10 protein-coding genes are annotated in these 13,528 nt (G+C 40.3%); 5 read left to right on the top strand and 5 right to left on the bottom strand.

Annotated elements, in window-relative coordinates; genetic code table 11:
• Positions 1 to 181: 181 nt before the first annotated feature.
• Together ACNKW3_RS17060 and ACNKW3_RS17055 are read left to right on the top strand one after the other, a co-directional pair.
• Positions 182 to 2,851 carry a DUF2339 domain-containing protein gene (locus tag ACNKW3_RS17060; RefSeq protein WP_427400535.1) on the top strand — a complete coding sequence of 890 codons (2,670 nt, stop codon included), beginning with the start codon at positions 182 to 184 and terminating at the stop codon, positions 2,849 to 2,851.
• A 126-nt stretch (positions 2,852 to 2,977) separates the two neighbouring features.
• Positions 2,978 to 3,232, top strand: coding sequence for a hypothetical protein (locus ACNKW3_RS17055; RefSeq protein ID WP_427400534.1), 255 nt, complete (start codon positions 2,978 to 2,980; stop codon positions 3,230 to 3,232).
• Between the two features lie 43 nt (positions 3,233 to 3,275).
• On the opposite strand, the gene ACNKW3_RS17050 is transcribed toward ACNKW3_RS17055, so the two are convergent.
• Both ACNKW3_RS17050 and ACNKW3_RS17045 read right to left on the bottom strand, forming a co-directional pair.
• The gene (locus tag ACNKW3_RS17050; RefSeq protein ID WP_427400533.1) at positions 3,276 to 4,079 is read right to left on the bottom strand and encodes a DODA-type extradiol aromatic ring-opening family dioxygenase; all 804 of its coding nucleotides are present in this window, start codon (positions 4,077 to 4,079) and stop codon (positions 3,276 to 3,278) included.
• 24 nt (positions 4,080 to 4,103) lie between these two features.
• Positions 4,104 to 4,553: a DoxX family protein gene (locus tag ACNKW3_RS17045; protein WP_427400532.1), complete on the bottom strand. Its 450-nt coding sequence runs from the start codon at positions 4,551 to 4,553 to the stop codon at positions 4,104 to 4,106.
• A gap of 139 nt (positions 4,554 to 4,692) precedes the next feature.
• Here ACNKW3_RS17045 and ACNKW3_RS17040 point away from each other — a divergent pair, with 139 nt between their 5' ends.
• Positions 4,693 to 5,601, top strand: a complete 909-nt coding sequence (locus ACNKW3_RS17040; RefSeq protein ID WP_427400531.1) for a LysR family transcriptional regulator — start codon at positions 4,693 to 4,695, stop codon at positions 5,599 to 5,601.
• 57 nt (positions 5,602 to 5,658) lie between these two features.
• Here ACNKW3_RS17040 and ACNKW3_RS17035 read toward each other — a convergent pair whose 3' ends face one another.
• From ACNKW3_RS17035 to ACNKW3_RS17025, 3 genes are all read right to left on the bottom strand, one after another.
• Complete coding sequence (locus ACNKW3_RS17035) at positions 5,659 to 6,360, bottom strand: endonuclease/exonuclease/phosphatase family protein (RefSeq protein ID WP_427400530.1); 702 nt, start codon at positions 6,358 to 6,360, stop codon at positions 5,659 to 5,661.
• Positions 6,361 to 6,362: 2 nt separating this feature from the next.
• Positions 6,363 to 8,555, bottom strand: a complete 2,193-nt coding sequence (locus tag ACNKW3_RS17030; protein WP_427400529.1) for a VTT domain-containing protein — start codon at positions 8,553 to 8,555, stop codon at positions 6,363 to 6,365.
• Positions 8,556 to 8,742: 187 nt separating this feature from the next.
• Complete coding sequence (locus ACNKW3_RS17025; protein WP_427400528.1) at positions 8,743 to 10,194, bottom strand: hypothetical protein; 1,452 nt, start codon at positions 10,192 to 10,194, stop codon at positions 8,743 to 8,745.
• 270 nt (positions 10,195 to 10,464) lie between these two features.
• Here ACNKW3_RS17025 and ACNKW3_RS17020 point away from each other — a divergent pair, with 270 nt between their 5' ends.
• Entirely contained in the window at positions 10,465 to 11,064 is a 600-nt protein-coding gene (locus ACNKW3_RS17020) for a tetratricopeptide repeat protein (RefSeq protein ID WP_427400587.1), read from the top strand.
• 105 nt (positions 11,065 to 11,169) lie between these two features.
• Entirely contained in the window at positions 11,170 to 13,527 is a 2,358-nt protein-coding gene (gene rnr / locus ACNKW3_RS17015; protein ID WP_427400527.1) for a ribonuclease R, read from the top strand.
• The last annotated feature ends 1 nt before the right edge of the window (position 13,528 follow it).

The raw sequence follows: 13,528 nt of genomic DNA, 5'->3' as shown, positions 1-13,528 counted from the left end.
AAGGCTCTGTATTATTAGTATTTGCCAGTATTGTACTAAAAAAATACCTGAAACGATTAGTTTGTTTTTATTTGATGTTATTTTTTCATGCAAAAGGGTAAGCGTGGGTTTTATTCTTTTGTTTTGCTATTTAACAAGGCTTTGGTTATGTTAATCCAAGAATATGCTGGAGTAAGAATATATGGAAATAGTATTAGTTGCATTGGTTGTCGCCGTAATTGTGCTTTATGTCAAAATGAATGACCAAACACGCCAGATACTAACGTTAAAATCTAAACTGATTCAATTAGAGCATTTATTAACGCAATTAAAAATTCCCTCTGTAAAGCAACAGCCACCAAGTGATTCAGCTGAGCAACCCATTGTAAATCAACATTCAGAGCAGAAGCCCAATATTGTTGCGCAACTGAAAGAAGTACCGGTTGCGAAAAATTTGCCCGTCGCAGAAGACATCCCTGTTCCTACTAACATCAAAAAGCCAAAACAAAAGCAAGCAAGTTCACATCAAGTTGCAAAACCCAAAATAGATATTATCGAACAGTTTATGGCGAAAAATGGCCTTCTGTGGTTGGGAGCAATTGTGCTCTCGTTGGGGGGGATTTTTTTAGCGAAATACGCCATTGAAGCCAATATGCTACCACCCTATGTGCGATTATTTATGGGCGCATTCATGGGTGTTGCATTAGTCTTTATTGCTAATTTCCTTTACCAAAATCCACAAAAATACAATATCAATTCACCTTTGATAAGCGCTGCATTAAGCGCAGGTGGTGTGATCACTCTATATTCGGTGATTCTGGTTGCCTTTATGTACTACGCGTACTTAACGCCATTAATTGCTTTTGCACTGCTCGCCATTGTTTCCCTTACCTCGACCGGTTTAGCACTAAGGTTTGGGCCGCTGTTGGCGGTTATCGGTATGCTTGGTGCCTATGCTGTTCCTGGACTTGTGAATACTGGAAGTGAAAACCTGCTGGGATTACTCTTGTATGTGGCGGTAATTTCGAGTGCTAATTTATGGTTGGCGCAAAGAGTACAGCGAAGCTGGCTAGAACGGATAAGTTTCTTAGGTCATTTTGGCTGGGCAATCGCGAGCATTTTGATTGTCTCTTCAAGTAATTTTTTTCTATACCTGGTTTTTTTACTTCTGAGCTTGTACCTGTTCAATTTTAATAAAAAATTGGGCTGGCTGTTAGGCCGCACTCAAACTGCCTCCCTTAGTATGAAACAACTATTTAAACCGAGCTTAGGTCTTGCGGCAGTTTTTGTTTCTACGCTACTGTTATTTCTTACATCGGAACTTGATGCGTCGAGCCCCCAATTAATTGCGACCAGTGTAATAATAAGTGGAGTGTTTGCTGCCGTAGCTTTTAGGCACAGTGCTTATGATTATTTGCCATTTATAGCCTTAGCCTTTGCTGTATTTGCCATGTCCCAACTTCCGACTGAATTTGATGAACTCAATAGTGCATTTTTGTTTAGTGGCAAACTTTTGTATGTACAAATAGCTGCATTGATTGGAAGTATAGCTAGCTTTTTAATGGTAAAGCGTTTCCCCACTAGAAGTGCTTTTCACTTATTGCTGGTACTCATGCCGTTGTCATTTTATGGGGTGGGATATGGCTTGCTCTATTCTGGTATGGCAGATGAAGTCTATTTTCTGTGGGCAACTGAATTATTGATTTTAGCCGCATTGGCTACATGGTTGGTTAATACACTATCTGAACCCTTGCAGAAAGTTTCTTTGTCTTTGTTTGCAAATGCCTGCATCACCTTAGTGATCACTATGCTATTAAGTGCTAGTACGTTAACGTTGGCATTGGCAATACAAGTATGCTTCGCATTTATATTGACCCAAAAATACAAAGTCAGCATTCCTCATTGGATATTTAAACTTGCCTTAACTTTGGTAATGCTCAGATTGACCTTGGCTCCTTGGTTACCGAGTTATTCAGAACAAAGCATTCTTGGCTTACACTTTTCTATTGTCATTTATCCTATAGTCATCGCGTTATTGGCGTTTACCTTAAAACTGATGCCCAAAGATGATTTAAAACAATGGTTTGAAGGGGCTTTACTACATTTGATTGCCTTGTTTTTCCTTACTGAAACCAGTATTGTGTTGACTGGGGACTATTTGGATCTGCATAGGCCTGATTACCAAACCTTAGTATTGCTAGCTTTTAGCTGGATAGTCTTGGCTTTTGTATATTTATGGCGAGCCAAACTTTCGCAAAATACTGGGGCTAAAATTTATAAGTACGCAGGCTATCTTTTAACTGCGGCTGTTTTAGCCATTCATCTTGATATTAGTATCGCTAGAAACCCATTTTGGACCTCGGTAGAGGTTGGCGAATGGCTGGTGGTAAATTGGTTATTTTTACTTTGGGCGGGGCCTGCTCTTGCCGTCTTGATTGCCGTTTGGTATTTCAACTTAATGCCGAATAAGGCTGGAAAAGTTTTATTAATTATCAGTGGACTTTGGGCATTTTTATACATCAATGGCAATATTAGAATTGGTTTTGCCCAAAACAATATCAGTTTGCTAAGCACCGCCAGCATTTCTCAAGCAGAGTTATACACTTATTCCTTAGTCTGGATGGTGATCAGTGTGATATTTATACTTTTGGCTCGACAGTTAAAGCAGGCTCTTTTGATGCGTACAGGCTTTGTAATTCTATTAACAGTAGTGCTCAAAGTATTTATTTTCGACGCGTCAGGATTGGAAGGATTATTAAGAGCTTTATCTTTTATTGTATTAGGATTGGTGCTAGTAGCTTTGGGATGGTTATTTCAAAAAATTAAGCGGGATTTTGTTCAGCAACCTGAGCAAGAAACTGCTCATAGTTAGCGCTAGAACTACGGTTGGTTAAAAAAGTGGAAAAAATGCTAAAGTTTCATAAAACCTTGCCGTTAACAGATGCGAGTAGATCTTTTCCAATTATGGTAGAAAACGATTAAAAGCAAGGAGAACTCGATGAAGATCCCATCCTATTTTATTCCTATTAGAACTACGCCAGTGAAAAATGAAAAAAACACTGCGGTGAATATGGATAAAACGGACACCAATACAGATGCCACCAAACAGACAATGATTGTGCCTGTTAAACGGCAAGAAAAGCGTAAAGGTGAAGATCGTAGAAAACGTAATATCAAACCTTTATTAGATACAAGGTCTGGTAGAGATAGAAGAGAAGATAAAGCTAGGCCCAAGGTCGATACCAAAGCCTAGCACACAGAATCCTCAATCAACCTGAGGATTCCGTGGACTTTTGTCAATTAAACCAACCGAAAGTGCCCGCTTGTTTATTTAAAATGGTCACCGAATCAGTCAATTGCGCTTTTTTACCTGCAACCCCATAACACACATGCAACGGAAGAAGATGCTCTTCCCTTGGATGGCAATAACGGGCGCCCGGCGCTTTTTCCCAATTGATCATCTGCTGTGTTCGTTCCTCTTCAGATAGGGTATCTGACGCTAAAACAGACTTAAGCCAGTTTTCGAATCCGTTATTTAGCGCTTTACTTTGCTCTGTGGAAGGCGCAAAAAAAGCATGCATATTATGAAACGAAAATCCTGAACCCAGTATCAACAAATTATCATAGTCTAGGTTAGATAGTGCTTTACCTATCTTAATATGCTCTTGGGCATCCAAAGAATTCACCAATGACAATTGAATGCATGGAATACTTGCGTCTGGATACATGATTTTTAAAGGTACAAATACACCATGGTCAAGGCCGCGTTTTGGGTCTTTTTGCACATCAATACCAGCCTCTTTAAGCGCGTTTGCAACTTTGTCAGCTAATACTGGCTCTCCTTTACATGGATAAGCTACGTCATAACTTTCTGCTGGAAACCCGTAGTAATCGAAAATCAACGATGGATCAGCACTAGAAGTAACAGTTGCTACTGAGTTTTCCCAATGTGCACTGATAACCAATATCGCCGAAGGCTTTTTAATGTCTTTGGCAAGCTGCTTTAGGTGAGCAACTAATGCCCAATGGCCAGGGTCGCCCAGCAAGGGCAGGGGACCGCCGCCATGAGATACAAACAACACTTGTTGTGACTTTTGCATAATTTCCCCTTATTGCTATTAGATTTAAGCTTTAGCGCTATTACCGACGATCAATTTGTCAATTGAAAAGCGTCCACCACCTGTAATCAATAGTGATAAAGTTGCTACCAAGAGCACTAGCGCGTATTCATAACCATCATTTGATAAAAATAGACCATTGCCAATGTGTGCAGTAAATATTGCGATTAACATGGTAAATGCTGTTAATGCTGCAGCCGGTCTAGTTAGAACACCTAACACTAATGCCAGACCACCAAAAAACTCTGCACTACCGGCTAAAAGTGCCATTAAATATCCAGGGTTTAGCCCCAAGCTCGCCATATATTGACCCGTACCCTCAAGTCCATAGCCTCCAAACCAAGCAAACAGTTTTTGCGCACCATGGGCTGCTAATACCAGCCCAATTGGCGCTCTTAGCACTAAGGGAGAGATGCTAGAATTTGTTTTAAGGATGTTGTTAATTAAGGTTTTCATTGTTTTCTCCAAAATAAAATTTATTGGTAACGCAGAAGCGTTTCTCACTGTATGAAATAAGTCTACTCTTAACCTTTTGCTTTATTAAGGCATCTAAAATAGAATGATTATCAATGAAACGTTGATAATGGTGTGGCGGATGGACAAATTAGATGCAATGCGCGCATTTGTACAAGTGGCAAAGACCGGTTCCTTTAGTGCGGCTGGAGAAAAGTTAGATAAATCACCTCAGTTGATGAGCAAGTATGTCTCACAATTAGAAGAATTGCTTGCGACCCGCTTGTTTAATCGCACGACCAGAAGAGTTCACCTCACCGAAGCTGGCGAGCAATACTTTCCTCAAGCGATGCAGGTATTGGAAGATATTGAAAGTATTGAGAATCGGCTTGGCAACTTTCAAGATAAGGCGCACGGGCTATTAAGAATTAGCGCGCCTGTTGCCTTTGCAACTATGCATTTAGCGCCTTTGCTAAATGAGTTCCAAAAACATCATCCGGATGTAGACATAGATCTCCATTTAAATGATCGCAAAGTCGATATTATTGAGGAAGGTTTTGATGTTGCTTTACGCATTGGACAGCTAAAAAGTTCGTCTTTAATCGCTAAACGATTAACCTCGATAAAATTAGTTATGTGCGCATCTCCTGAATACCTAACGCATTATGGTGAGCCTCAACAACTTGAAGACTTAACTCGGCATAATTATTTGCGATACAGCTATTTAGATAACGAGAATAGCCCTGAACCTCATGCTTATTTATTGCAGGGAGAGCTAGATGAAATAGGTAAGATTAGTTGCAATCATGGCGAGCTTCTTTGTCAGTCTGCAGTTATGGGGCAAGGCATAGTTATACAACCAACTTTTATCTGCTCTCAGGCAATTAAGCAAGGAAGGTTGAAAGTCATCATGCGCGAATACACCCCTTCTTCATTAAATCTGTACGCTGTATATGCCAATCGACAATTTTTGCCGAACAAAGTCAGTGCATTTATTCATTTTGCCGCGAATTTCTATGGTGATACACCTTATTGGGATGATGGAATATAGGACTAGTCGTTGAAACTGCCATATATGATGGTTTTTCAAGCGCGATTTTTGGATAATTTAAACCAATGTCAGTTCAGCACAAACCGGAAAGTGGTCTGAATAAAGTCTAGACTCTGGGGTTTTGATAACATAAGCTCGTTGCACTATATTGCCAGGCGATGTCCAAATGCGATCTAATTTAAATAATGGAAAGCGATTGGGAAAGGTAGCCCCCATTTTGTGTTGTTTCAGTTTACTATTGATGTGGCGAAAGGCGCGTGAAAAATAGAGCCATTCATTAAAGTCTCCGGTCACCAACAATGGGGTATTACCTTGTTGAAGGTTTACATCCACAACGGCTTCCAGCTGTTTCATTTGCTGCATTCTTTCGTTTTGTTTTAACCCTTTATGGGTATTGATTATACGCAGTGACTTGCCGTCTATTTGAAATAACACTTCTTGAATGTTTCGTGGTTGACGATTTTTGACACTAATATCCAGACTTTTTACGTGCAGGTGCTTTACTCTGGAAAGAATGGCATTGCCATAATACCCATGTTTAGTGACAACCGCTGGAGATGGTATGAACTCATTAAAATGACCTGCTTTTAACGCCTGGATTTGGGCCGCTTTATCTATTTCGGGAGCTCTCAGATCCATTTCCTGCAAACAAACGATATCGGCGTCCAGCGATGCCAAAAAGCGACCGATGCGTCGATAGCTAAATTTGCCATCAACGCCAACGCCACTGTGAATGTTATATGAAACTACTTTGAGCAACTTTAGGCGCCTTGATTTATTGCGTCAGGCTGCTGCGCTTCATCGGTGTTTCTATTTTGCCACCAAGTCATCAACTTCTGTGAACCATATGCTAGTCCTAACCAGGCAACTAATCCGCCAACTAAAAATGCAATATGCTTAGGATTTGGATCTCTGAAAATATCAGCAAGGGAGCCGCCGACAACTGCTTTGACGATCAACATTGGCAACATACCGAAAAAAGTACCCAACAAAAACGAAACAAGTTTGATTGAGGAAATACCAGCCACCAAATTAACTAAGCTGAAAGGTGCGACCGGAATATTTCGCAGGACAGCGACGCCAAAAACACCGTTTTCGGCAAATTTTTTGTCAATCTTATTAATCTTAGGACCAGCCAACTTACGCAGTCCATTGTCTCCCATCACCTTACCGATTAAAAACAATAGGGTAGTTGAACAGATGATACCTGCCATCCCGTATACAACGCCCCAGACGGCTCCGAATACCATGGCAACCGCCAATGAGAGCACTGTGACAGGAAAGAATAAGAGTCCAGCGACGACGTAAATTCCAGCCACATAAAATATGGCCCAAGGACTTTCTCTTACCGAGGTCAGAGTTTCTTTTAGATATTCTTGATTCATCCAGTCAACGTGTTGACTTAATAAATATCCTCCGCCCACTAACAAAGCAATAACAAAGGCGACTGCGGTATATATGAGTGTTCTTTTACTTGGATTGGGCAGATAAAACTTTCTTCCACCGGGTAGTGAAATATATGGCACAATAGGCTCCTGAGGATCACCGAAAGGGGTTACAATTGATTGTAATTCTTGGTCAGTAAAATCTTGATCGTGGGCTTCTTTTAAGCAGTAAGAGTATTTCTCTTTACACTGTTTTAGTTGCTCAAAGGTGTCATCCGCTTCAATGAATTCTTGAACTTCATCTACTGACCAACCTGAATGTTCACTGATTAAATCATTTCTAAACCAACGAACTTTATCTTTATGTGCTTGAGTTTTTGCTTGAAACACTATGTCGCATTCGGTGTCCAAGGACATGGACCTATTACTCAAGTTTGAAGACCCAATCACAAAATACTCATCGTCAATGACGGTTACTTTCGCATGCACTCGTTTGTGACCAGCTAAACCATCAGCATTAGTAGAAGAAGAGTAAGCCATTAAAATTCGCTCTTTTTCAATCCCATTCTCTAAAATGTTTTTAAAATCAATTCGACCGGCCCAGTAAGCTTCGCATTCAACTGTTCCTTTAGGTTCATACGAGCTAAACACCAATACCTTTAGTTTAGGCTTTTCTTTTAGACGTTTATTTAATGCTTCTGCTATTTCCCCACGATTAGCAAATTGGTTTTCGATATAAACAAACTTTTCAGCTCGTTCGATAAGGCCTAATAGCATTTTCCTAACTTCTTGCACCGGTTCTTGGTCGTCCATAAAAGGTATGGTCTGCGCGACTGCGCAGTCAATATTTTCAAAGATTGGATCAACCGATTTTGGCCAGGTAGCGGGTAAGCTATCTTCATCAACATCGACGATTGCTTCAGTCACTCTTTGTTCATCTTCGACCAAGCGGTTCCAGCGCCAACGCACCAGTTTGGATAGTTCTGATACAATTTTCCCAGAAAGCGCGACCTGAACGTCGTGGAAAGGACCATAATTCCCATCACCATCGTCTCGCTCCGGATGTTCCACTTTATGTTCTCTAGTATCCCAGCGATGCATAGCGACATCCATACCGCCAGCAAAGGCAAGTTCATCATCAATAATCACGATTTTCTGATGTTGGCTTCCGCCCATGGGAATACTGCTATCTAATATTGTTTTAACATTGTCAGGGGTTTTTTCGTCCCAAACTTCTTTGGCCCAAACTTCACGCATGCCAAAAAATGCTAATGAGGAGTCCCAGCGAAGCAAGTGTACGTCTAATTCGGGGTTTTCTTGCGCTTTTAACGCTATGAGATCACTAATAACGGAGGGTAATTCGGATTCTTTTTCCTCATCTCCTCTCAATAGACGGATTCTAGAATCTATGTCCCAGCCTACAATGAATATTGAGCGCTTTGCATTCGCAATAGCTTCGTGTAGTGCGCGATAGTAATTGGCACAATCGACTATAGGCGCAGCATAACGAGCGGTAGTTGTAGTTGTACAATTTTCACCTTTGTTAAATATGGTATTTTTATTCTGCATTGCGTAACCCTTACTCAATCATCGGTAAAATTTTCATTGAGTTTGTACGGTAATATTTGTAACTTAATGAAAACAATATGAAAAATTTAATTAATAGGGAAGTTTTTGCAAATTTGAAGCCGAAAATTTAAGGAAGTTATTAAAGGTTGAGAATTAAAATCAAATAACACCTGCCTTTATGCAGGTGCTATTTCAACAACAAAACCTTCCAAGTATTATTTGCAAATACTTGTGTTTTTTCTGGGTAAGATTCGTCTGATGCTATAGTAACGTAATAAGTAGCCGCTGAGGCTTCTGCTTCACAGCGTTTGGCGTAACCGGAAGCAATTATCAAATTTTGAGATTCTGTGTAGTTAACAGTGTTTTTTAACATCAAGATTTCAGGTACGGGAGATGGAAGGTGTTGTTTTAACTGACCCCATCGTTCGTTCAATGGAGGCTGCACTTCCATCGGATTCCCCCAATCTGTACCCACTAAATAACGCTCTAAGGTCCAGAAGGTACTCATCTTATCGGCAGAAATAATACAAATTTTCTGTTCGCTAGCGGCAATTCGGCTATTTAGAAAAGCAATCACTTGGTCAAAACTATTTGAAGCAGCGGCGTAGTCTTTAATTTTCCAATGAGAAAAGTTATTCACCGACAATACAACCAAGAGCACCATCATTAGCAATCTATTGACTTTGAACTTAGTCAAAAACACACCCAAGGTAATTGACAACATAGGTATTGCAAAAATGAAATTTCGATCTAACCACATGGGTTTCATTAACAGCGAGATTGCCGAGTAAATTAAAATAGGAGTAAATAAATAACACAAGATTATGGCGCGGTGGTTTTTATAAGCTAGTGCCCAGAGCATTATCAATATGGGAATAATGACCGCGTAAACAGGTCCAGAAGCAAACATATTCCCGACAGCCCCTAATGTTTGTTCAAAACTGGGAAGTTTAGTATGACTGACTGAACGTACTAAAGAATTGGCAATTGCGGGCAAAGAAAACACAAATAGTAAGGCATGTAACAAGACCCACTTAATCAGATTATTTTTGTTTTTGATAACTAAATAAGCACCGAAGCAAAAATGAGAAAAAACAAAAAGTAGACCAATGGCATGGGTGTAAACGAGTAAAATTTCTAATAAGAATATCCATTTCAATACGCTACTTTTTCCCTTAGCGTGTTCCTCGATTAAATAAAATAAAAAAAACGATATTAGTGCAATTAACGGATACATCCTTATTTGTGCACTGTATTCTAATAATAATGGAGAGCAAAAGGTCAAAGTCGCGGCGATAACGGCACCGAAGAAATTCTTGCGAACTCTTACAACATACCAATATACGAAGCTCACGAGTGTTGCGTGGGTTACAGTTGAACTTAAGCTCAACCAAGTGTCAGATTTGCTGACAATAGCCCAAAGATCTAGCAGCATATAATAAAAGGGCGGATGTAAATCCCAGCGAAGTGTAAATACAACAACTTCATAAGGATTGCCTAGCACAGCTGTAGTGCCCCACATATCATCGCCTAGGATAGTGGGAGCCCCATGCATTTGCCTACCAATGACGATAATAGCCACAGTCAATAAAAACAGCGCAACACACTGCCATTTTATCCTTGAAGTTGTAGCTTCCATCTACAATCCTTAGTTTCTGATACTGATAAACCGCTCTTCGCTAACTAGCTTAGGTAAAATCTGTTCTATGTGAGAGGAACTTACCAACAAAGGCTATTCTATTCTGCGGGCTGTTAAACGCCAATGTCAATCCAAACTTAGGTGTAAAATGAATTTAGTTATTCAAGATCCATAAGATTTTTATTCGAGTCTTTGGCTTCATTGCCGATAACAAATAAAATATTAAACGTATTTTCATGGGAGCATATTTTGATTAAACAAACAGTGGCAATGTTAGCACTCCTGTTTACAGTGATTTCTGTACATGCGCAGCAATTAGAAGCGGTGCAAGTGTATTCTCAAGATGAGCTTATTACGCTAATAAATCAAAATAAACATTTAGAGCGGGTAGTTGAAGACAGATGTCAGCTAGTCCAGGACATTGAAGCCCGTGCAGAAATAATGCAAATTCCTGCTTATCAATTTCTGTGGGGGGATATGTTAGCATGGGGAGTCTGTATTGACGCTGAGCCCGAACAAGGTGTGTATTTTATGCGTCAAGCCGCAAACCAAGGCTTAGCTGCGGCACTGGAGCAGTTGGGGCGGTACTACAGCAACGGAACCTTGGTACAAGAAGATAAAAAGCAAGCGGTAATATTTTTAAGAGAAGCATCAGCCTTAGGCAGCATAAAAGCACAACTGCAGCTGGCGAAACTTTTTATAGATGGATATGGCAGTCCCTACGACTTTGAAGACTTGTATCACTGGTTATACAACTCTGTAACAGATGACAAGAAAAAACATCAAGAAATTGCCATGTACATGAATGAATTAGAAGCGCTAATGCATCCAAAAGCAGTGCGCAATGCCAGAAAACCTCTAGTCAATTAACGCCAATTAATAATTTCTTATAGGGCGTAAATTAAGTCACACATTTTTATCTGCATTACTGTATTATGATTAACAGATCAATAATATACACGTGCAAATACCATAATGAGTAAAGATCCTCACTACCATCGTGAGAAAGAAAAATACGATAATCCAGTCGCTAGTCGAGAGCATCTGATGACGGTTTTGGCAAAAGCCAAAAAGTCGTTAAGCTTTCTGGAAATTTGTCAGCTAGTTGATGCTAATGACGAATCCAGTCGCGTCGGTATCCAACGACGTTTACGCGCCATGGAGCGAGAAGGACAAGTAAAATTTACTCGCGAAAAAAAATACCAACTTCAGCGCCAAGAAGAATTAGTAAAAGGTAAAGTCATCGGGCATCGCGATGGTTATGGTTTCCTTAAACACTCTTTGACCGAAAAAGATTATTTTATCCCCGTACATCAAATGGCGTCTCTTTTACATGACGATATTGTAGAAGGTATAACTCTAGGTGAAGATAGACGCGGTCGAACGGAGTTTCGAGTCAATCGCGTAGTTGAACCGAGAAAAGATCCTATAGTAGGACGTTTTTATACTGAATATGGCACAAGTTTAGTGATACCTGATGACAACAGAATTTGTCATGAAATTGTCATTCCACCCGATTGTGATATGCAAGCGAAACAGGGCAGTGTAGTGGTAGTGGTCATAACCCAACGCCCAAGACGACATATCAATGCCATAGGAAAAATTGTCGAAGTGCTAGGTGAGCACATGGCGCCAGGGATGGAAATTGAAACAGCAGTCCGTAATTTCGATATTCCCCATGTGTGGCCAAAATCAGTGCTTAGCTCTGTTGAGCAATTGACAGAAGAAGTGGCAGAGGAAGCGAAACAAGGGCGTATAGATTTACGGCAGTTACCTTTAGTTACTATAGATGGCGAAGACGCTCGTGATTTTGATGACGCAGTTTATTGTCGTCCATTGGAAGAGGGTGGTTTTCAGCTTTGGGTTGCTATCGCTGATGTTAGCAGCTATGTAAGACCAGGCACAGCCCTAGATACTGAAGCTATTAAACGTGGGAACTCGGTTTATTTTCCTGAACAGGTAATTCCTATGCTACCTGAGGTCTTGTCTAATGGTCTTTGTTCACTTAATCCACAAGTGGATCGACTTTGCATGGTTTGCGAGATGACTATAGATGCCAGAGGGCAAATAGGCGAATTTCAATTTTATCAGGCAGTAATGTGTTCTCATGCAAGATTAACCTACAATAAAGTTTGGCAAATCTTGGAAGGTGATGAGGCTATGCGGGAGCGCTATAGCACTCTAGTCCCAGATCTAGAAAATCTCTATGATTTATTCAAAGTATTAAAGGTTGCGCGAGCGGGACGAGGGGCGATTGAATTTGAAACTCAGGAAACCAAATTCGTGTTTAATGCCCAACGCAAAATTGAACATATAGTGCCTTTAGTAAGAAATGACGCCCACAAAGTTATTGAAGAATGTATGATAGCGGCCAATGTTTGTGCAGCTAGATATATTGAAGATAATCATGCTGAAGCATTATTTAGAGTACACGACTCGCCGGATGAAGATAGATTATCTACCTTTAAACAGTATTTACGCGAGATTGGTGTGCCAGTGACGTTTTCAGATTCTCCGCAGCCTCAAGACTTTACTCAGGTGATTAATAAAACCAAACAAAGACCTGACAGCGAGTTAATTCAAACCATGCTGTTAAGATCGATGAAACAAGCCATTTATGACGGTGCAAACATAGGACATTTTGGATTGTCATTGCATGCCTATGCACACTTCACTTCGCCGATTCGCCGCTATCCTGATTTGGTGGTGCATAGGGCGATAAAAGCAATTATAGATAAACAACAAGGCCAGAAAATTACCACTGGAGCAAAAGCCTACACTGAAGAAGAAATAGAGCAACTTGGCGAACAATGTTCAATGACGGAACGTCGGGCCGATGATGCTACTCGAGATGTAGCCGATTGGCTAAAATGTGAATTTATGCTTGCCCACATTGGTGATGTATTTGAAGGTGTGGTCGCATCAGTCACAAATTTCGGTTTATTTGTTCGGTTAACTGAATATCACATAGATGGTTTGATTCATATTACCTCTTTGGCCTCTGATTATTATCATTATGATGATGTTAAGCAATGTTTGGTTGGTGAGCATACAGGATTAACCTATCGCTTAGGTGATCCCTTGGTTGTTAGAGTGGCAGCTGTCAATCTGGACGAACGCAAAATAGATCTTATATTAAAAGATCAACCAGCAGGTGCTAAGAAGACAAAAAGTAAAAAAACAAAAAGTCGAGCTCAAGAATCCAAGTCAGAGTCCAAAGGGTCTAAAGAGAAGCCGACAGCAAACAAATCAAAACCTAATAGTCGTAAAAGAGCCGGTCCGAGTGCTAAGCGGAACAAAGGTTCGCGTAACAAATCGAAAAAGCGGAGATAAC

This window comes from Glaciecola sp. 1036, assembly GCF_050306235.1.
In the GTDB taxonomy this organism is placed as follows: domain Bacteria; phylum Pseudomonadota; class Gammaproteobacteria; order Enterobacterales; family Alteromonadaceae; genus Glaciecola.
Note: the sequence above shows the minus strand (reverse complement) of the source record. Positions and strands in the feature narration are given on the sequence as shown.